At 59.7% G+C, this 19,527-nt stretch carries 18 protein-coding genes and 1 pseudogene; 11 read left to right on the top strand and 8 right to left on the bottom strand.

Annotated elements, in window-relative coordinates:
* Nucleotides 1-39 precede the first annotated feature (39 nt).
* The gene (locus K5Q02_RS13425) at nt 40-387 is read left to right on the top strand and encodes a hypothetical protein (RefSeq protein WP_225831262.1); all 348 of its coding nucleotides are present in this window, start codon (nt 40-42) and stop codon (nt 385-387) included.
* A gap of 31 nt (nt 388-418) precedes the next feature.
* A complete protein-coding gene (locus tag K5Q02_RS13420; RefSeq protein ID WP_225831260.1) occupies nt 419-835 on the top strand; it encodes a hypothetical protein in 417 nt (138 codons plus the stop codon).
* 1,021 nt (nt 836-1,856) lie between these two features.
* On the opposite strand, the gene K5Q02_RS13415 is transcribed toward K5Q02_RS13420, so the two are convergent.
* The gene (locus K5Q02_RS13415; protein WP_225831258.1) at nt 1,857-2,237 is read right to left on the bottom strand and encodes a winged helix-turn-helix transcriptional regulator; all 381 of its coding nucleotides are present in this window, start codon (nt 2,235-2,237) and stop codon (nt 1,857-1,859) included.
* 85 nt (nt 2,238-2,322) lie between these two features.
* Between K5Q02_RS13415 and K5Q02_RS13410 the strand changes: the two genes are divergently transcribed.
* From K5Q02_RS13410 to K5Q02_RS13400, 3 genes are all read left to right on the top strand, one after another.
* Entirely contained in the window at nt 2,323-3,384 is a 1,062-nt protein-coding gene (locus K5Q02_RS13410; protein WP_225831256.1) for an SDR family oxidoreductase, read from the top strand.
* Between the two features lie 215 nt (nt 3,385-3,599).
* The gene (locus tag K5Q02_RS13405; RefSeq protein WP_225831254.1) at nt 3,600-4,058 is read left to right on the top strand and encodes a GNAT family N-acetyltransferase; all 459 of its coding nucleotides are present in this window, start codon (nt 3,600-3,602) and stop codon (nt 4,056-4,058) included.
* A 279-nt stretch (nt 4,059-4,337) separates the two neighbouring features.
* Complete coding sequence (locus K5Q02_RS13400) at nt 4,338-5,804, top strand: alanine/glycine:cation symporter family protein (RefSeq protein ID WP_225831252.1); 1,467 nt, start codon at nt 4,338-4,340, stop codon at nt 5,802-5,804.
* Between the two features lie 103 nt (nt 5,805-5,907).
* Here the strand turns inward: K5Q02_RS13400 and K5Q02_RS13395 are convergent, their stop codons facing one another.
* Complete coding sequence (locus K5Q02_RS13395) at nt 5,908-6,540, bottom strand: LysE family translocator (RefSeq protein WP_225831251.1); 633 nt, start codon at nt 6,538-6,540, stop codon at nt 5,908-5,910.
* 127 nt (nt 6,541-6,667) lie between these two features.
* Complete coding sequence (locus tag K5Q02_RS13390) at nt 6,668-8,488, bottom strand: sensor domain-containing phosphodiesterase (RefSeq protein WP_225831249.1); 1,821 nt, start codon at nt 8,486-8,488, stop codon at nt 6,668-6,670.
* Between the two features lie 285 nt (nt 8,489-8,773).
* Between K5Q02_RS13390 and K5Q02_RS13385 the strand changes: the two genes are divergently transcribed.
* The gene (locus K5Q02_RS13385) at nt 8,774-9,553 is read left to right on the top strand and encodes a substrate-binding periplasmic protein (protein ID WP_225831247.1); all 780 of its coding nucleotides are present in this window, start codon (nt 8,774-8,776) and stop codon (nt 9,551-9,553) included.
* A gap of 62 nt (nt 9,554-9,615) precedes the next feature.
* Here K5Q02_RS13385 and K5Q02_RS13380 read toward each other — a convergent pair whose 3' ends face one another.
* The gene (locus tag K5Q02_RS13380) at nt 9,616-9,906 is read right to left on the bottom strand and encodes a DUF1652 domain-containing protein (RefSeq protein WP_225831245.1); all 291 of its coding nucleotides are present in this window, start codon (nt 9,904-9,906) and stop codon (nt 9,616-9,618) included.
* A gap of 406 nt (nt 9,907-10,312) precedes the next feature.
* On the opposite strand from K5Q02_RS13380, the pseudogene K5Q02_RS13375 reads away from it, so the two are divergent.
* From K5Q02_RS13375 to K5Q02_RS13355, 5 genes and pseudogenes are all read left to right on the top strand, one after another.
* Nucleotides 10,313-10,471: pseudogene (locus K5Q02_RS13375) on the top strand (general stress protein); the annotation flags it as partial.
* A gap of 211 nt (nt 10,472-10,682) precedes the next feature.
* Complete coding sequence (locus K5Q02_RS13370) at nt 10,683-10,904, top strand: hypothetical protein (RefSeq protein WP_225831243.1); 222 nt, start codon at nt 10,683-10,685, stop codon at nt 10,902-10,904.
* Nucleotides 10,905-11,178: 274 nt separating this feature from the next.
* The gene (locus K5Q02_RS13365; protein ID WP_225831241.1) at nt 11,179-11,580 is read left to right on the top strand and encodes a DoxX family protein; all 402 of its coding nucleotides are present in this window, start codon (nt 11,179-11,181) and stop codon (nt 11,578-11,580) included.
* A 389-nt stretch (nt 11,581-11,969) separates the two neighbouring features.
* Entirely contained in the window at nt 11,970-13,595 is a 1,626-nt protein-coding gene (locus K5Q02_RS13360) for a methyl-accepting chemotaxis protein (protein WP_225831239.1), read from the top strand.
* A 240-nt stretch (nt 13,596-13,835) separates the two neighbouring features.
* Complete coding sequence (locus tag K5Q02_RS13355) at nt 13,836-14,216, top strand: NUDIX hydrolase (RefSeq protein WP_225831237.1); 381 nt, start codon at nt 13,836-13,838, stop codon at nt 14,214-14,216.
* Nucleotides 14,217-14,235: 19 nt separating this feature from the next.
* Here K5Q02_RS13355 and K5Q02_RS13350 read toward each other — a convergent pair whose 3' ends face one another.
* From K5Q02_RS13350 to K5Q02_RS13335, 4 genes are all read right to left on the bottom strand, one after another.
* Nucleotides 14,236-15,162: a DMT family transporter gene (locus K5Q02_RS13350; RefSeq protein WP_225831235.1), complete on the bottom strand. Its 927-nt coding sequence runs from the start codon at nt 15,160-15,162 to the stop codon at nt 14,236-14,238.
* 7 nt (nt 15,163-15,169) lie between these two features.
* Nucleotides 15,170-15,985, bottom strand: coding sequence for an alpha/beta fold hydrolase (locus tag K5Q02_RS13345; protein WP_225831234.1), 816 nt, complete (start codon nt 15,983-15,985; stop codon nt 15,170-15,172).
* 92 nt (nt 15,986-16,077) lie between these two features.
* Nucleotides 16,078-16,965: a LysR family transcriptional regulator gene (locus tag K5Q02_RS13340; RefSeq protein WP_225831232.1), complete on the bottom strand. Its 888-nt coding sequence runs from the start codon at nt 16,963-16,965 to the stop codon at nt 16,078-16,080.
* Nucleotides 16,966-17,040: 75 nt separating this feature from the next.
* A complete protein-coding gene (locus K5Q02_RS13335) occupies nt 17,041-19,503 on the bottom strand; it encodes a PAS domain-containing protein (RefSeq protein WP_225831230.1) in 2,463 nt (820 codons plus the stop codon).
* Between the last annotated feature and the right edge of the window lie 24 nt (nt 19,504-19,527).

Raw genomic sequence — 19,527 nt, 5'->3', positions numbered from 1 at the left:
CCACGCCCGCCCCCAAATCACAACATGGAAGACAGACGTATGAAGAAATTAATTGCAGGGATGATCGCCGCCGGCCTTGCTGGCTGTGCCTCGTACTACCAGCCGGCACAGCCTGCGCGGGTGATGTGGGAACCCACCCGACAAGCGACAACCGATGTCGATACGGCGCTCGAGCAGTGCGACTTCATCGATCAGATGAGTGCAGGCGTGCAAAAAATCCAGGAACAGGCCATGTGCATGCGTGACCTGGGCTTCGAACCGGATTTTTCCAGCTACAACCCGCATAACTGCTATGGCAATGCCCCTGCCGGTTGCATCGTTTACTGGCCGCAAGGTATGGCTCAGCCTCAACCCGTGAAGAGCAAGACAGCACCCACTGGCGGCTGAGCCTTTCAAACGTTATGTATAAGGCAACGCCATGCTCAAGCCAGTAATACAGGAAGAAATCAGCGGATGCGGGATCGCCTCGGCGGCCAACATCCTGGGTAAAAGCTATTCAGAAATGAAGGCCATTGCCAACGCCATGGGCATCCACGCCGAGGATGAATCGCTGTGGTCGGATACCCAGTATGTGCGGCGCATGCTGTCCAGCGCCGGGGTGAAAACGTCGGATGGTGAAATACCGTTCGAATCCTGGGATGCGTTACCCGACCAGGCATTATTGGCCATCAAGTTCCATCAGGAAGACGGCAAGAACTTCTGGCACTGGGTTGTGTTCAAGCGCGTGAATGACAAACCTTTCGTACTGGATTCGGCCAGTTACCTGCCTTCCAATATCCGTCAGGATTTCGATGCCATGCAACCCAAGTGGTTTATCGAAGTGGAAAACGCTTAACAGGCCGCCTGACATTCTCCATCGGCTGACCTGCTAACTTTTGATGGCTCCCACACTCTGCGTGGGAGCCACGGAGAAACACAATCCGTAGAAACAGCACCCTCGGCGCGAAACGATGGCGATTATGGCCCGTTTTCTCATCAGCACTAGTGCTAGGTGCCCTATCGCTACTGATCTGGAACCTATCCACGGACAATAAATAAGAAGAATAAAGCGCGCACTAATCAGCTAAAATTCGCAAAAAAATAGTTCAGACTTCTCACTTCGCTTACTGCGAAATGCACTGAAGCCTGCCCCTCAACCCACCTATGTTTACGGCCAGCATGAAGACAATCGGCAAGACACTTACCCTATTGGCTGCTTTAATTTTTTTAGGCGGCCTTACTACTTTACTCTGGGAGGAGGTCTCCGGCGAAATAACTGAATATAAAACACTGTCAAGAACTTACGCTGGAAACGGAGGTATGGCAGCTAGGGGCGCGACTTATAGGGACGGAGCTACGGAGCTCGCATATATCACTTATCAATTCAGCGTCAACAACACTCAACATACAGCCCACAGCATCCGCTTTTCCGGCGGAGCTTCAACGCTAAAACCCATCAACGGCTATTCCCGACCATCAATAAAGGTCTACCACTCAAGTTCATTTCCGTCGCTTTCCGTTCTTGATCGTAATATTTATTTTTTCATGGCTTTTTTATTGGCATTATTCGGGTTCGGGCTAGTTGAAACACACAAGTGGTTTCTAAAGCACACGAAGCCCAGTAGGAAAAAATTCAGCTAAAAGCACTCGAATGGAATGGGGTAAAGCGCTCTTCACACAGCTAATCTAGTGATTTCGGAGAAATAAATTTAGCGAGCACCATACAGTTTCCAATCGAGATTAATTCATGCCTGATTATTAACACCCGTCGAGCGGCGGCGTCTGATCGTTTGGCAGGCCGCTCTGAGGCACGGGTTCCCGCGGCAAACGCATCATTGGCACGCAGCAGTGTGGACGGTGAAAGAGCAACAATCCGCTCAACGCCTGCGCGATGACTGTCTGGGCTGCAGCGCATCGAGGGCCGGAGCATTGTCACGGGCCCAGTCGTAGATCAGTTCGATGGGCTCGACCAGCCGCTGGCCCAGCTCGGTGAGCGAGTAATCGACAGCCGGTGGCACGCTGTCGTACACCTGCCGATTCACCAGCCCGCTGGCTTCCAGCTCGCGCAGGGTCTGCACCAGCATTTTCTTAGAGATGCCCGGCAGGCTGCGGTGCAGCACACCCGCACGGGCGTTACCGCCGTGGCGAGCGTGCAAGGTATGCAGGATCATGCTCGTCCACTTGGTGGAAAACAGTTCCAGCACACGGCGCGGCGCACAGTCCTCGCGCCATTGTTCTTCGGGAGATCCGGTTTGCATCGGGGTGGTTACCTTTTGGTGCCGTCTTGGTTTGAGTCTTCAGCATCGCTATGGTGCCAATGCTCTATCTGCGAAGGAATCTCTAATGACACATCACGCACTGGTTGTTGGCGCTAGCGGCATCGTTGGCAGCGCCACCTCCCGCCTGCTGGCCGATCAAGGTTGGCAGGTCACCGGCCTGGCCCGTAACCCCAAGGCCACCGAGAACATCACCCCGCTGGCCGCCGACCTGCTCGACCCAGCCTCGCTGGTAAGCGCCCTCGAGGGGCTCAAGCCCAGCCACGTCTACCTGACCACCTGGGCGCGCCAGGCCACCGAAGCGGAGAACATCCGCATCAACTCAGCGATGATCCGCAACGTGCTCGACGCCTTGCGCGCTGCCGGCAGCGTCAAGCATGTCGCGCTGGTCACCGGGCTCAAGCACTACCTTGGCCCATTCGAAGCCTACGGCAAGGGCAGCCTGCCACAGACGCCGTTCCGCGAGGAACAGGGCCGCCTGGACGTGGAAAACTTCTACTACGCCCAGGAAGACGAAGTGTTCGCCGCCGCCAAGCGCGATGGCTTCACCTGGAGCGTACACCGCCCGCACACCATCACCGGTGCGGCAGTCGGCAACGCCATGAACATGGCGACCACCCTCGCCGTCTACGCCTCGGTATGCCGCGAAACCGGCCGCCCGTTCCGCTTCCCTGGCTCGGCCGTGCAGTGGAACAGCCTGACCGACATGACCGACGCCCGCCAGTTGGCCAAGCAACTGCACTGGGCTTCGACAACGCCGGCAGCCGCCAACCAGGCCTTCAACATCGTCAACGGTGACGTGTTCCGCTGGAGCTGGATGTGGCAGCGCATCGCCGAGTGGTTCGGCATCGAAGCCGCCGCTTTCGAAGGGCAGCCAGCACTACTGGAAGAACAGATGGCTGACGATGCCGCAACCTGGCTGAAGCTGGTTGCCAAACACGATCTGGCCGAAGCCGACATCACCCGCCTCATCTCCCCATGGCACACCGATGCCGACCTTGGCCGGCCCATCGAAGTGGTCACCGACATGTCGAAAAGCCGCAAGCTGGGCTTCCTCGACTATCAGGCCAGCGACGAAGCCTTCTTCGCCGTATTCGAGCACCTGCGCGAAGCCAAGCTGATTCCCTGAGCCTGGATCTGCGGGTAAGTTGGGAGCCATCGACTGCACGAGGTAAAACTCGTCACGATCCAACCAACCTACCCGGCAGAGTGCGCACTACGTCCATACGAAGCTATCATCCTGCCGATATCCAGACCGTGGGCGAATAAAGCGCAAGTGACAACCTGTCATGCCGCATTTCGCCTGAGGCCCCACGTGCCACATTCAGCAGGCGGATCCCGAACATGACGCGCATACAGCAAGCGACGCCAAACGACGTGCCAGCCCTGCTTCCTCTGGTAGCCAGCTATTGGGACTTCGAGGGCATTACCGGCTTCAATCAATCGGGCGTCACCACCCAGCTCACTCGCCTACTCTCGACCCCGGAACTGGGGGCCGGCTGGATTGCGGTGGTGGACGGTGCCGCGGTGGGTTATCTGCTGGCCGTTCAGGTATTCAGCCTCGAATACCTGGGGCTAACCGCAGAGATCGACGAGTTCTTCGTGCTGTCATCTCAGCGTGGCAGCGGAGTTGGCGTAGAACTGCTGGCCGCCGCCGAGGCCGAATTCACACGCCGGGGCTACACCAAAATCGCGCTGCAACTGTCACGGGATAACGAGTCTGCGCGCAGGTTCTACCGCAGCCGTGGCTACGCCGACAGATCCGGCTACGAGCTGCTCGACAAAGTGTTGATTGCTCAATAGCTCGACGCCATTCATAGAACGTTTTGCCCGTTTTTGTAGGGTGGACAACGCGAAGCTTGTCCACCCCCACATCATCGAAAGCACACTCGCCAGCGACTGTACCCTCCCTCGCCGCTTCGTTTACCTGAACCATCCCGCCCTTCCCTGCCCTAAGCACTACCGCTGCGGGTAAGGGAAATGGGCTTATCGGCCTGCCGTCAGCGGCGTCGGGTTTGGGAATTTGGGCGTATTGCCCTATCCTCGCGCCCCTTCGAATAAGACGACCAAAGGAAGACGCCTGTGTCTGCGTTGCTCGATGCCTTCTCCGGCCTGCTCTGGACTTACCTTGCCATTCCCATGCTGCTGCTTAGCGGCGTCTATCTGACCTACGTGTGTCGTGGCGTGCAGCTGCGGATGATCCCCGAGATGTTTCGGGTCATCCTCGAGCGCAACCATGGCGACAAGGAGGCGATTTCCTCCTTCAAGGCCTTCACCATTTCAGCCGCGTCGCGGGTCGGTACCGGCAATATCGCCGGGGTGGCCACGGCGATTGCCCTCGGTGGGCCGGGTGCGGTGTTCTGGATGTGGATGGTGGCACTGGTAGGTGGCGCGACCTCGTTCGTGGAGTCGACGCTGGGGCAGCTGTACAAGTCCGACAAGCAGTACCGCTACCACGGCGGCCCTGCCTACTACATCCAGCGTGCCCTGGGCTGGCGCTGGCTGGCAGTGGTGTTCGCGGTGATGATCAGCATCACCTATGGCCTGGTGTTCAACTCGGTTCAGGCAAACTCGATCGTTGATGCCATGCAGACGTCGTTCGGCGGCGAAGGCGGCAGCCAGACGCTGGCCTGGGGTGTCGGTATCGCGCTGACGATCATGACTGGCCTGATCATTTTTGGCGGCGTGCAGACCATCTCCAAGGTGTCGGTCACCGTAGTACCGGTGATGGCGCTGATGTACCTGGGTATCGGCCTGGTGGTGATCGTGCTGAATATCGGTCAGGTGCCGGCAGTATTCGCCGATATCGTCGCCCACGCCTTCGGCTGGCGCGAAGTCGCCGGCGGTGGTATCGGTGCAGCAATCATGATGGGTGTGCGCCGCGGCCTGTTCTCCAACGAAGCGGGCATGGGCTCGGTACCCAATGCCAGCGCCACCGCATCGGTCTCGCATCCGGTCAAACAGGGCCTGGTACAGACCCTGGGCGTGTACTTCGACACCTTGGTCATCTGCACCATGACAGCGATGATCATCCTCCTCGCCGACCCTGGTCACGCTTACGGCGATGCTGCTGTAGGCGCCAGCCTGACTCAGTGGGCGCTAGCCGAGCAGCTCGGCAGTTGGGCGATTCATTACCTGACCTTCGCCATTCTGCTGTTTGCCTTCACGTCGGTGATCGGCAATTACTACTACGGCGAGTCGAACATCCAGTACATGTTCGGCAGCAAGCTGTTCCTGAACTTGTTCCGCGTGCTGGTGATGGCCTTCGTGCTGATCGGCTCGGTGGCCAAGGTGTCGGTGGTCTGGGCGATGGCCGATGTGTTCATGCCGCTGCTGGCGCTGACCAACCTGGTCGCCATCGTGCCGCTGGCCGGCATCGCCGCGCGCCTGCTCAGCCATTACAACGCGCAGCGTCGCCAGGGCGTGGAGCCGGTGTTCCACCGTGACGACATGCCGGATCTGAAGAACATCGAATGCTGGGACGGCAGCGACCGCACCACCTGCGCAGAAACCTATCGAGAGTCCGAGGGCAAAGCGCTGAAGGACTAGGCACTGCAAGCCATGCGCTGACAGCACCACAGCGCCTGCCTAAAAAACGCCGACCTGCCCAGGTCGGCGTTTTGCTATCCAGCCTCCGGCAAAAGTCGGCGGACTACACCGCCCGGGCCGTGAGCAAGCGAAGGCCCAGGCCGATAAACAGCGCGCCGCTCAGGCGCTTGATGAGCACAACCCAATACGCAGCGCTGAGCCGTTTGCTGAAGCGAAAGGCGGTATAGCAGTAGAACGAGTGCACGCTGATCACCACTGCGGCGATGGTCAGGTACATGATGATGAATTGCATCGGCACGGAGCGATCCGGCTGCAGAAACTGCGGCAGAAAGGCACACAGAAAAATCATCGCCTTGGGATTGCTGACCGAGACCAGAAACGCCTCGCCAGCTATACGCCATTTCGCCAGCGGGCTGCCTGGCACCACCGCCACGGGCGCACTAACGGCCATCTTGCGGCTGAACAGTTGGCGCATACCCAGGTAGATCAGGTAACCGGCACCGAGGATTTTCAGGGCCAGAAACGCCGTGGGCATGGCGACCAGCAGTGCGCCAACACCGAGTGCAACCCCAGTGACGACCAGCAGCTGGGCAGCCAGGTTGCCAACCAGGGTCGCGCCCATGGCAGCCGGCCCGTGGCGCAGCGCATTGCGCACCACCAGCAGCACGTTCGGCCCAGGCGTCAGCGTGGTGGCCAGATAGGCCAGAAAGAAGGTGAACCAGAGGTGCAAGGCCATGGGCAGACGCTCGTAGTGGGACGCCCGGTCGATGCTATCAGCTCCCCCATCCCGCGCTAGCCAGGCGCGCAACTATCTTTGCCTATAGCGGCGATGGCAGCGAAGCGAGACGCTGTGCTGTGGCGACCTAGACCAGACACTCGATGTCGTTAGCGGCCGCCTCTCCCGCCCTGCCCGCCTTCACATCCAGCCAGGCGATCAATGCAGGCGCCTCCAGCGGCCGTGAGATGAAGTAGCCCTGAGCTTCCTGACACCCCCACTCACGCAGAACCTGCAAGGTCTGCTCGGTTTCAATACCTTCGGCGACTACGCGCTGGCCCAGTTCGGTGGCCAGGCTGATCAGCGCGCGAACGATGTTCCAGTCCTTCTGCCCAGGGCGTAGATCATCCATGAACGAACGGTCGAGTTTTACCGTGTCGGCTGGAATGTCGCGCAGGTACGACCAGTTGCTGTAGCCGCTGCCGAAATCGTCGATGGCGATCTCCACACCAATCGCCTTGAGACGTTCGAGCTGCGAGATCACCACCGAGAAATCACCGACCAGCGCGCTCTCGGTGAATTCCACTTCCAGGCAGGAGCCATGCAGCTCATGGCGAGCCAGGAGGCGGATGATTTCGTCGGCAAGGTGATCGTTGTTGAGATCCGCAGCGGAAACGTTGATCGCCACCTTGAGGTCGAGGCCACTCTGACGCCAGCTGATGATCTGGCTAATCGCCTGGTTGATGACCCAGAAACTGACGGCGTGGATCAACGCGGTTTTCTCGGCAAGGGGAATGAATTCGGCAGGGCCGATCTCGCCCAGCGTCGGATGCGACCAGCGCAATAACGCCTCGACGGACAGGCAGGCACCGCTGTGCAGGTCAACACGCGGCTGGAACACCAGGCGCAGTTGATCGTCAGCGCGCACTGCATCAGCCAGGTCGTTGAGCAGGCGGGTGCTACGTTGCTGCGCGGCATCCATCTGCTGATCGTAATAGGCCCAGCCGCAGCCCGAGGTGCGCGCTTCGTCCGCCGCACAGACGATCAGGCGCATCCAGTCAGCAGGCTGCTCATCGGCGCTCATGCGCAGCACACCCACGCCGATCTGCGGCAATACCGGTAGCCCCTGGCAGTGAATCGGCTTGCTGAATGCTTCGATCAGTTGCGCAAACACGGCCTCGGCCTGCTCATGCTGGCTAGCAGGTACGCTGCAGGCGAAGCGCAGCGCGCTGATCTTGTAGAGTTCCCAGCCGGGCGGCAGCAATGTACGCAGGGTGTCTCTTACCGCCAGGGTGAAGTCGGTGAGAAAACCAAAGCCAAGGGATTTGAGCATGTCATTGAGCTGTGCTGGCGAAACCAGCTCGATGGCCACGGCAAGCGAGCTTTCACCCCTGCTCAGCGCATCGCTGATGTCTTCATCGAGTTTGGCGTGATTGAACAAACCCGTCGCGCCATCGGTGTAGGCTGCCGCCCGCATCTCATTGAGGCGGCTCATCGCCAGGCGGCCCATCTGCTGCAGCATGGCCATGTCGTCCGCCGACATCGGCGGCCGTGGCTGGGTATCGATCACACACAGGTTGCCGAGAATAAGGCCGTTATCGAGGGCCAGAGGCACACCCGCGTAATAGCGAATACCAGGGTCGCCGGTGACCAGCGGGTTGTAGCGAAACCGCTCGTCCCGCGTGGCGTCGCACACTTCCACGCTCTCGCCGATCGCCACGCTGTAGGCACAGAAGGAATCAGTGCGCGGCGTTTCCTGCAGCTCGGTGCCTACTCGAGCGCGGAACCACTGGCGCTTGCGGTCGAGGATGGTGATCAGCGAGATGGGCGCCTTGAAGTACATCGCGGCCATCTTCACCACTTCGTCGAGAAAGGGATCAGTGTTCTGTTCGAGGAGGCACGGATGCTTATCGAGCAGTGCCTGCCGGCTCAACTCATTCAAGGGAAGGGGTGGGTTGGGTGCCAGCATCGTTCTTTTCTCGCTTGCTGCTTAAAACGTGGCCGTGGTTCGTTTACACAAACAGCACGACAGATGATAACGAAATGACATCACAACTCGTATAGAGTTGCGATTAAGTAAGCGACCGTTGGGCGGTTAGGAACGATACGCATCAGTAATCCATCGGTTACTTGGTTCACACATGACGGGCGACGTGCTGTCATTACTACCTTATCGGGTGTCAGTCGGCAGTAATCCAGCATGGCGCTGGTTTAAACTCGCGCCCTTCTCAACACGGATGTTCATGAGGTTCCTATGAGGCTTTGCAGCGTGCTCTATAGCTGCGTTTTGCCGATGGTGCTGTGGTGTAGCGCGAGCCTGGCGCAACCCCTGTTAGGCGGCGGCGCGCAGTGGTATCCCTACAGTTATCAGGATGATGACGGACAGGCCAAGGGCATCGCTGTCGACATTGTGCGCAAGGTCATGGCGCAGAACGGCCACGAGGTGAATTTCGTTTTCTACCCGGCCAACCGCCTCAACCGGCTTCTTGATGAAGGCCGCCTGGATCTCAATTACGCCGACTCACCGCTATGGAACACGGCGGATGCCGGCGAACGCTTCGTGTATTCGCAGCCGTATTTGCAGATTCGTGAGTACCTGTACTTTCTGAGCGACCACCCGGCACGCCTGTTGCCACTTGAAAAGCTGCAAGGGCTGCGCATTGGCATTGTGCGCGGGTATGCCTACCAGAGCCTGGAAGCGCCCCTGAAAGACAAGCGGCTGGTGAAGGTGGAAACGTCACGAGAGCCTGCCTTGCTGGATTTGCTGATGCTTGGCCGGGTCGACGCCATCGTAGTGGTGGACGACGTGTTCGCCGAACTGCTCACCGCTCGCCATCTCGAACACAAGCGCTTCGTACGCGGGGCAAAACTCAGCGACGCGCCACTGGTCATCAAGCTGCAGCGCCAACATGCGAATCAATTGCCTGGATTGAACGCGGCCTTGCAGACGCTGATCCGCAGCGGTGAGGTCGAGCGTATCCGGCGCAGTTACCTGCTTAACCAGAACGAGAAACGCAGCAAGGCGGCGGATTGATAACGGCAAGTTTCGCTGACTGAAGCACGCGTGCAGACAACTCAGCCGTCTGACCTGACCTTTCAGGGCTGATAACGAGCGCCCACACCTGGAAGCGGATCGCTTCCAACCGTTGGCTTGTCAGCCGCATTGGCGGACTCGAGCTCACGCCGCAGACGTAGCACCAATTGCGAAATGCTTCGCGAGCTGGACAGCTCCGAGCGATCAATACCCGCCGCATTCAACAGCACCCGCTCATCGTCAGGCGCACGGATCTGGATCGACACGGTGTCGCCAGCCTCAATGCTGCATCGGCAATCCAAAGGCAAAAAAGCAGATTCAACGATCTGCCGTTGTTCCAAAATGGACATCATCAACGTTCACCTCTCGATTAAATGGCTTTTGTTCTGCGCAAATAAGCCGGCGCTATTTTTTTGTCGGTTTGATAACGAAGCGGCAAAAAATGCTTAGGACACTTGGTATATTTCAGGCAACTAGGTTAGTGCATCAGCAATGCCAGAAACTTTCCCAATAAAAACAACATGCCTCGAAAAACTACTCATGCACTTTGCAAGGAGAACAGCACCTGCTCCGGCTTTTTGCACGATCACCTGTAACGCTTTATTTACCTGCAAAGTGTCGCCACTTCCTGGCACATCGACCGCCTGTCTTATAGTGAAATATTTAGCTAGAACGAAGCGCTTGAAAGTTGCTTAGTACTCATGAGGCCAGTCCTCTCAACCCACGCATGAGGAGATAACAATGACCAATAGCAACCCTGGCAACTTCGCGAATGATCGCGCAAAAGCATCGGAAGCCGGCCGCAAAGGTGGCCAGCAAAGTGGCGGCAACTTTGCCAATGATCGTGTAAAGGCGGCAGAAGCAGGCCGTAAGGGTGGGCAGAACAGCCATGGCGGCGGCGGTAAGCGCTCGTCCTAATTGAGGGCGGTAAAGGCCCACCACATGCGGGCCTAGCCTTTGGCGCTTGCTCGACCAAAGCCGACATGAAGCCTGCTGGCAGGTTTGGCTAACCAGGGTTATCAGTGACCGTATCGCCAACCCAGCAACCGATTTACCACGGCACTTTTATACCCAGGTCATTTTAACCTGAACACCCCTTACAGCTACCGCAACCGAAGAATAAACAAAAATGATCAAGACACTCTGCTTGGACGCAATTTACGCACTCTACAACTTAATCAACCCGATGACTGAACAGAAATCGATTGAAACACCCTACCTGATGACAATCGAGCTCACCAATCCACTAACAATGGAATCGCTCACCATCACCGGCACCCCTTGTTTCGAAAATAAAGACGCCCTGGAAATCCTGGAAGTTCTGACACCCCTCGAAACGCGCGCTATGTAAGCCGCCTCTATCTATTTTGGCTTCATGGCCTCAATCAAACCATGAAGCTCTGAAAGCCTGCCGTTTTCCATAAACAACATATCCTGTTGGATATCGTTGTTTATGGAAAACAATGCATACGCAGCCTTAAAAAGCAGCTCATTAAAAAGCATCGATACCTCCCCCGGCAACTTGCCAACCGAAACAAAGCCAACGGGTCAAGAAGCGCACATCCATACAAGACGCCGCCCCCGGCCCGGCTCAAAGTGGCGCCTCTTTTCACTGGAGGTTTGCCATGCACCCTACCCTGGTACATAAGCGCAGCGACTGGGCGCTGCTCTTTCTGCGTGTCGCTGGCAGCCTGCTTTTGCTGGCAGTACACGGTTTACCGAAGCTGCTGAACATTCAGACAGAACTCGATTTGATCGAAGATCCGCTGGGTCTGGGCCCGGTCGTTACTCTGAGCCTGGCGCTGTTCGCCGAAGTGGTGTGCCCGCTGCTGATCATCCTCGGGCCGTTCACGCGCCTCGCCAGCTTGCCGATCCTGGCAGTACTGCTGGTTTCTCTGGTGTTGGTGCATCCCGAATGGAGTCTGGCCGAGGGGCAGTTCGCTTGGCTGCTGGCGATTATCTTCACCACGTTGGCGATCAGCGGTCCTGGCCGCTTTGCCCTGGGAAGGCAACTGCCCTTCCAGTAACGCCCACGATTCTGGCTGTCGCGCCAGTCGCGGCCAGCCAAAGGGCATGAGCCCCTTCGGCGATAGCCCCTCGAAAAACATAGCCTCCCGATCTGTTCGTTACTCCGCAATGGCCCTCAAGCCACTACGACTCATCTCTCGAAAACGGCCAAGAAGCCCATTCTTGAGCCTTCTTTTCGGCTTTCCAGTGACCCGAAAGAAAATATTGACGTCAATATGCCATCACCCTGCGCAATGGCCATTTACCGGAGCCTGCAGCGTCATACCGACGCCTGCCTCCCGGCTTGCCCGCGGTGACCTTCCAATTCTCATACCGCCAGCACCCGCGCTCCATTGGAGTTAGCCGGGCGCATGGCTGATCAGCAACGAAACTGCCACATCAAGGAGTTATGCAGTTGAGGAATCTCAAGATTGGAAAGCGGGCCGGGCTCATCTTCACCCTGTTGGCCGCACTGATTGTCACCATGGGCCTCATCAACCTCTATCAAACCGACCGAATGGATGCGGCAACGGACGAGGTTCAGGGCACCTGGCTGCCAGCCGTGATCGCCCTCAACGAGATCGGTGCACATATCGGCGACGCACGCGCGGCGACACTGCGAAGTGTGCTGGTTGATGACGTGGTGCAACAGCAGCGTAGCGCCGCCACCATCCGCGGCATCCAGCAAGCGCTGCCGCAGCAATTCGCCACCTATGAACGCACCATTGTCTCGGCGCAGGATCGCGAACTCTATGATCACCTGATCAGCGCCTATAACACCTATGAAGGCCTGCAGCAGCAGATCGTCAGTGCAGTGGAAGCGGGCAAGATCAGCGAGGCTGATCGCCTGGCGAACGGCCCGCTGGTCGAGTACGCCAAAGCGATGACCAGCGCACTGGGCGACCTGATCAAATTCAACGCCGATGGCGCGTTCGAAGCTGCCGAGATCAGTAGCGCGACAGCAGAAGAAGCCTTCGTGGTGCTGTTCGTGGCCTTGGGTGTGATTCTGGTGGTCATGATCGGCGCCGCCATCGTGCTCACCCGCAGCATCGTTACTCCGCTGAGCGAAGCGGTGATCGTTGCCGAACGCGTGGCCAGTGGTGATCTGACAAAGGACATTCACGTCAGCGGCCAGGATGAGCCGGCACTGCTGCTCGGCGCGCTGAACAGCATGCAGAACAGCCTGCGCGGCACCATCCAGCAGATCGCCAACTCTTCCGACCAACTGGCCTCGGCGTCCGAGGAGCTGCATGCGGTCACCGAAGACGCCAACCGCGGCCTGCATCAGCAGAGCACCGAGATCGACCAAGCCGCTACCGCCGTCAACGAAATGACCGCAGCGGTCGAAGAAGTGGCGAGAAACGCGGTGAGCACCGCTGCCGCCTCCGAAGCCAGCGACGCTCAGGGTCGCCAGGGACAGAGCCAGGTCAACGAGACGATCAACTCGATCCGCACCCTGGCCGATCAGGTCACCCAAGCGTCCACTCAGGCCGCTGGCCTGGCCAGCCAGACCCAGGACATCAGCAAGGTGCTGGATGTGATCCGTGGCATTGCCGGGCAAACCAACCTGCTGGCACTCAACGCGGCCATCGAAGCGGCCCGTGCGGGTGAGGCTGGGCGCGGTTTCGCGGTGGTTGCCGACGAAGTGCGTTCACTGGCACAGCGCACCCAGAACTCCACCCAGGAGATCGAGGTGATGATCGAGAATATCCAGACCGGCACCCGCAGCACCGTCGAGGCCCTGCTGACCAGCGCCGAGCAGGCGCAGCACACCCTGCAGTCCGCCGGTAATGCCGGCGCCGCGCTGGAACAGATCACCGCATCGATCACCCAGATCAACGAACGCAACCTGATCATCGCCAGTGCCGCCGAAGAGCAAGCCCAGGTCGCCCGGGAAGTGGATCGCAACCTGGTGAACATCCGTGATCTGTCCATGCAGAGCGCAGCAGGGGCCAACCAAACCAGCGCCTCCAGTCAGGAACTGTCGCGCCTGGCCGTTGAGCTCAATTCGATGGTGTCGCGCTTCCGGGTCTGACCCGCACGTACCTGTCGGTGCAGGATGGATATCACTTGCTGCGCACGAAATCCGATACCGACAGATGACAAGCGTGATGCATTCGACGTGCACGTGACGATATTTCTGAAATCATCGTCGCAAGCGTCTGCCATGCGGTTATCACACGAGCGCAATTAAAGAGTAGGCTGCAGAAACAGTCCGAACTTTTTAGCGTTTCGGCGCCCTGTATGAACACTGCACACGAAGTCTGGAATACCCATGATCAAATCCGCCAAACATCGCGCTACCGTCATCTGCCACCAGCACGGCAAGGTTCTGCTGGTGCGTAAGGCAGAAGCGAAATGGACACTGCCGGGCGGCAAGATCGAAGCCAACGAATACCCGGCGCAAGCAGCGCTTCGCGAACTGTTCGAAGAAACCGGGCTGGATAGCCAGGCGCTGGAGTTCCTCGCCCTGCACGAGTTCGACAGCCGCCCGCATCATGTTTTCCGCGTGACGGTGCCAGAAGCCCTGGACGCCAGACCGCAGAACGAGATCGCTGACTGCCGCTGGTTCTCCTCGGTCGACCTGGGCAAGGACGTCAAGAAGCCCTCGCGCAAGCTGCTCGAACTGTATTTTGCCGAGAGCTACCAGCAATAGGCGTGACAGCCTGCGGCGATCACCTGCCTGCCTGAGACGACTTGAGCTGGGACACACCAAACAGCACCAGCGCCAGCCCCGCCAGTTGGTACAGCGAAATCGCCTCGCTCAACACTGCCCACGACACCAGCACCGTCAGCAACGGCCCCAGATTGCCAATCGCTGCTGTCTGGGTCGCGCCGAGGCGTTGAATGGCCAGTGCCATCCAGTAGATCGGCAATACCGTCGATAGCAACGCCATCAGCGCCGCATAGCCCCAGATCGCCAACGGCAGCTCGGCCAACGAGGACGCGTCGGCACTGATGCTGAAATGCACCAACACCATCACCGCCGAGGTGCTGCCAGCCAGCGCGGCGAGGCGCATGGAACCCAGGCGGCCGACCATCAGGCCGGCGCCCAGATAATACAGCGCATAGGTCACGGCACTGGCGAACACCCAGGCTACGCCCTTGATGACCTCCACGCTGAAGCCAACCGTACCGATGTCATGCACGAACGCAACGCCCAACCCCGCATAGCAAATGGCCGATGCCAGCAGCGTACGGCGGGTCGGCCGCTCGCGCAGGGCGATCATCTGGAACAGCAGAACGAGGGTCGGGTAGGTGAAGAGAATCAGTCGTTCGAGTCCGGCACTGATGTACTCCAGGCCATAGAAGTCGAACAGGCTCGACAAGTAATAGCCGACTAGCCCCAGCCACAGCACCCGCAGTGCATCCTGCACCGTGAGCGCGCTGCGCCCTTCCCGGCGGCTCAACCAGCCGAGCAACAGAAACAGCGGCAGTGCCAGGCCCATGCGCATGGCCAGCAGGCTGAGCGCATCGACATTGCCCGCCGCGTAGGACAGTTTCACGAAGATCGCCTTGAGGCTGAAGCCAGCCGCTGCCAGCACGGCGAACAGGCTGCCGTTGGCCAGGCTGCGGGAATAGAGGCTGTACAGTGGGTTCATCAGTCACTCAATCGGCGGCGAGGCCCTGCAGATGGGCGATACGCGCCCACATCACCTGCGGGTTGGAGTACATCGGGAAGTGCCCGCAATCGGGAATCTGCGCCAGCACCACGCCATGGCGCTGGATATGCGCCAGGTACGACAACGAGGCGTTCTGGTCGCCGTACATGAACATTTTCGGCAGCGGCAAGCCGAGGAATTTATCCATCAGTTTCCCCTGATCAGACAGCTCGACCATCGACTCGAAGATCCCCCGCACCGCCCCGGCCCGCACCTTGTGGCGCAGGCTGGCGGCATACAGCGCGCTGGCGTAGGCAGGGGCACGGCGGGTGCGCTCGATGAAGTCGGTGAAGAAACCCTCGGCATCCTCCTGCGGGTAATCGTGAATCTGCCGGCTGAGAAAGCAGTCCTCCGGTGCGATATTGCCCTCGATATCGACGAAGCTCAGCACGCGCTGCGGATACCGATGCGCCAGCATCAACCCCGTCAGCCCGCCCATGGAATGGCCGACCAGATGAAAGCGCTCGATAGCGAAATGTTCGAGCATCGCCACAGCGGTCTGCACCAGCGACGGAATCGACAGTCGCGACAGATACGAACAGGTACTTTCACCGCAGCCCGGTGCATCGTAGGCGAGCACCGCATGCCCATCGAAACGCGGCTGAAGCAGGATGTCGGCGTAGTCCTCCTTGGTGGAACCGAAGCCGTGCAGAAAGACGATGGGCGCTTTTTCACCGCTGCGGTAAAGAGCAGCAACACCCAGGTCGACGCCGTCGATGCTCAAGGGCACCCGGGCCTGGGTAAAGGGCTGGAACGTGGACAAGACAGAACTCCGCTGATGGACGCAGGCGCCACTGTGTCGCGGCGTCAGCCATCTGTAAATTCCGAAACTGGTAAGCCAGTCATAGCCGCAACCTATGGCTGGATTTGCTCCAGCAAGGCGTCCACCAGCGGGTTTCTGCGCACCGTACTCCACACCACCGCGGTGGTGACCACGCTGAGCTTGGGCGTCAGCGGCTTCAAGACCACGTTGTCGGGCACCAGCTTGCGGGTCGATGCGGGAACCAGCGCCAGCCCCTGACCACAACTGACGAAGGCGATCTGCGAAGCCACCGAACGCACCTCGTGCAACACCCGAGGGTTGAGGCCATTGGCCTTGCAGGCACCGATCAGGTGATCGAAGTAGCTCGGGCTTACCTGCCGGGAAGACATCACCAGCGGCTCATCCGCCAGGCTGGCGAAGCTCAGCCGCTGTCGTGCGGCAAGCGGGTGATCGCGAGGTACGGCAACTGCTAGGCGTTCTTCGGTCAGCGGCAGACAACTGATAGTGGCGCCCAGGTTGCCCTCCAAGCGCGCGAAGGCCAGATCGATATCACCGGCTTCGAGGGCGGTAATGGCTTCGGCGCTGTCGATTTCCCTGACGGCCACGGTGATCTGTGGATGGTCGAGCTTGAAGCGCTCGATCAATGGCGGCAGCACGTCGGTCATCGCCGCGGTGATGGCGCCGATGGTCAGCACCCCAGCCTGGCCGGACACCGCTTCGAGCACCGCCAGTTCGAGGCGTTCGAGCTGATCGGCGAATTTGCGCACGGCCGGCAGAATGGCCGCACCCGCCGGCGTCAGCGTGACACCCCGGCGCGAGCGCTCGAACAGCTTGACCTTCAGTGCGTGTTCGAGCGTCTGGATCTGCTCGGTCAACGGCGGCTGGGACATGCCCAGGCGCTTGGCGGCACGGCTGAAGCTCTGCTCCTCGGCGACCGCCTGGAACAGCCAGAGGTGCCTGATCAGGCGAAAGTTGATCATTGCCCTTCCATAGGTAAAACGTATAGATATCTGGTTATCGGCCAATATACCTATGGAAGGAACGTGCAGGTAGCCTCAGACCAACCTGTCGCTCGCGATCATCTCGTGGATGCGGTTGGCCACTGCCTCCATGGTGAAGGGCTTGGTCAGCAGGCGCATGCCGGGGGCCAAATGGCCGTTGCCGATCACCGAGTTCTCTGCATAGCCGGTGATGAACAGCACCTTGAGCGCCGGCCGCTCGACGCGCGCCAGGTCAGCCAATTGCCGGCCGTTCATGCCACCGGGCAGGCCGACATCCGTCACCAAAAGGTCGATGCGCACATCCGATTGCAGGATCTTCAGCCCCGCTGCCCCGTCCCCGGCTTCGAGCGTTGTGTACCCCAGCTCCTCGAGCACCTCGATGACCAGCATACGGATGGCCGGCTCGTCATCGACCACCATGATGGTTTCCCGCGAGTCGGTGCGCGGGCTGCTCGACTGGCTTGTCGGCTCGGTCTCTTCTTCGTCGCTGTCGTAGTAACGCGGCAGGTACAGGCACATGGTGGTGCCCTGGCCGACTTCGGAATAGATGCACACCTGCCCGCCGGACTGGCGCACGAAACCGTACACCATCGACAGCCCGAGGCCGGTGCCCTCGCCCATCGGCTTGGTGGTGAAGAACGGCTCGAAGGCGCGTTCGATCACCTCCTCGCTCATGCCGGTACCGGTGTCGGTGACGCACAGCGACAGGTACTGGCCAGGCGGCACGTTGCGCCCGCGGGAGGCGTACTCGTCGATCCACTTGTTGCCGGTTTCGATGGTCAGGCGACCGCCGTTGGGCATGGCATCACGGGCATTCAGGCATAGATTGAGCAGCGCGTTTTCCAGCTGCGGGCCGTCGATGAAGCTCGACCACAGGCCGGCAGCCAGCGCCACTTCGGTGGTGATGTGCGGCCCCACGCTGCGCCGTATCAGCTCCTCCATGCCAACCACCAGACGATTGACGTTGGTCGGTTTGGGGTCGAGGGTTTGCCGACGCGAGAAGGCCAGCAGCCGATGGGTCAGCGCCGAGGCGCGCCGTGCGGCACTCTGCGCGGCGCTGACGTAGCGATCGACATCGCTCAGGCGGCCCTGGCTAAGGCGCATCTGCAACAGCTCCAGGGAGCCACTGATACTGGTCAGCAGGTTGTTGAAGTCGTGGGCGATGCCGCCAGTCAACTGGCCGAACGCTTCCATCTTCTGCGACTGACGCAGTGCATCTTCCACCACGCTCAGGCGCTCTTGCTCACGCAGGCGATCGGTGATGTCGTAGACGAACTGGTAGGCGCCGATCTGGCGGCCGTCGGTATCGTTCAGGCGGCTGAAATGCATTTCGTAATGGCGGGTACCCTCTGCGGCCTCGAAAGGCACCACCACATCGAATTCTTCACCGGCCAGTGCACGCTCCCAGGGCGCGAGCACGGCAGCCAAGTTCTCGGGTTGATCGGCGAGGTTGTCCTTCATACTGTCGCCGATCTGCGGGCACACGCCGAAGACCTGCTCGAACTCGCGCATGCCCGAGCCGTTGATGGCGATCCAGCGGTAGTCGAAGCCCATGATGAAGATCAGTGCATCGGAGCTATCCACCACCCCGGCCAGCACCCGGCGCGCCTCGTTGGCATCGCGCACGCGCAGCTCCAGGGTTTCGTTGAGCTGACGCAGCGAGGCCTCGGCGTTCTTGCGTTGGGTGATGTCCTGGAACAGCACCGCTACCTGCTTGCGACTGGCCGGGCCGACACGAAAGGCGCTGACTTCAAGGTGACGGCCGGTAGCGACCAGCTCCTGCTCGAAGCGAATCGACTCGCCGGTGTACAGCACGTGGCCATAGCGCGCCACCCAGCTGTCGGCTTCCTCACCGACCATCTCGCGCAGCTTCTGGCCGACCACGTTGCGGATACCCGCGTGTTCGGCATAGGCCGGGTTGGCCTCGATGTGGATGTAGTCGCTGAGCGGGCCATGGGGGCCGTCGAAGAACTCGATGACGCAGAAGCCTTCGTCCATGGTGCTGAACAGAAATTCGTAGCGCTCGCGCTCCTGAGCGAACGCGTTCTCGACCCGGCGCTGCTCGGCGATGTCGATTTCCTGGACGAAGATGCCGTCGACCTGCCCATGGGCATCGAACTGTGGCAGGTAGAGAAAATCCAGTTGATAGCCGTCTTTACCGGGCATCTGGAAATTACGTGCCCGCACCGGGCGACCGCGTCGGTAGGCCTCTTCCATCAGGTCGATAAAGCGTCGCTCGATGCGCCCGGCCAGCACTTCACGTGCCGATTTTCCCGTCACATCGCCCAGGCCCAGCACGCGCTGATAAGCTGGATTGATGTGTTCGAAGGACAGTTGCTCGCCGCGCAGCACGGCCATCGCCGCAGGCGCCTGCTCGAAGATCTTCTGAAACCGGATCTCGCGATCGACAGCCCAGCTCTGGCCTTCGGATGCAGCCAGCCTGGCTTTCAGTTGGGCGTTTTCGTCTTCGAGTGCTTGCAGCCGCTGCCGAAGCGCTTCGGCGTCATCAGATATCACGATAGGAACCGAGCAGGCAGGGAA

Source organism: Pseudomonas sp. MM211 (assembly GCF_020386635.1).
Taxonomy (GTDB): Bacteria; Pseudomonadota; Gammaproteobacteria; order Pseudomonadales; family Pseudomonadaceae; genus Aquipseudomonas.
The sequence above is the reverse complement of the archived record's forward strand: the minus strand, read 5'-3'. Positions and strand labels throughout refer to the sequence as shown.

Coding starts and splice junctions, on each gene's coding strand:
- K5Q02_RS13380 (WP_225831245.1), bottom strand. CDS start 9,906: ATGATGTCCATTTTGGAACAACGGCAGATCGTTGAATCTGCTTTTTTG.
- K5Q02_RS13350 (WP_225831235.1), bottom strand. CDS start 15,162: ATGAACCCACTGTACAGCCTCTATTCCCGCAGCCTGGCCAACGGCAGC.
- K5Q02_RS13410 (WP_225831256.1), top strand. CDS start 2,323: ATGACACATCACGCACTGGTTGTTGGCGCTAGCGGCATCGTTGGCAGC.
- K5Q02_RS13370 (WP_225831243.1), top strand. CDS start 10,683: ATGATCAAGACACTCTGCTTGGACGCAATTTACGCACTCTACAACTTA.
- K5Q02_RS13420 (WP_225831260.1), top strand. CDS start 419: ATGCTCAAGCCAGTAATACAGGAAGAAATCAGCGGATGCGGGATCGCC.
- K5Q02_RS13415 (WP_225831258.1), bottom strand. CDS start 2,237: ATGCAAACCGGATCTCCCGAAGAACAATGGCGCGAGGACTGTGCGCCG.
- K5Q02_RS13360 (WP_225831239.1), top strand. CDS start 11,970: ATGCAGTTGAGGAATCTCAAGATTGGAAAGCGGGCCGGGCTCATCTTC.
- K5Q02_RS13390 (WP_225831249.1), bottom strand. CDS start 8,488: ATGCTGGCACCCAACCCACCCCTTCCCTTGAATGAGTTGAGCCGGCAG.
- K5Q02_RS13425 (WP_225831262.1), top strand. CDS start 40: ATGAAGAAATTAATTGCAGGGATGATCGCCGCCGGCCTTGCTGGCTGT.
- K5Q02_RS13405 (WP_225831254.1), top strand. CDS start 3,600: ATGACGCGCATACAGCAAGCGACGCCAAACGACGTGCCAGCCCTGCTT.
- K5Q02_RS13395 (WP_225831251.1), bottom strand. CDS start 6,540: ATGGCCTTGCACCTCTGGTTCACCTTCTTTCTGGCCTATCTGGCCACC.
- K5Q02_RS13340 (WP_225831232.1), bottom strand. CDS start 16,965: ATGATCAACTTTCGCCTGATCAGGCACCTCTGGCTGTTCCAGGCGGTC.
- K5Q02_RS13385 (WP_225831247.1), top strand. CDS start 8,774: ATGAGGCTTTGCAGCGTGCTCTATAGCTGCGTTTTGCCGATGGTGCTG.
- K5Q02_RS13365 (WP_225831241.1), top strand. CDS start 11,179: ATGCACCCTACCCTGGTACATAAGCGCAGCGACTGGGCGCTGCTCTTT.
- K5Q02_RS13355 (WP_225831237.1), top strand. CDS start 13,836: ATGATCAAATCCGCCAAACATCGCGCTACCGTCATCTGCCACCAGCAC.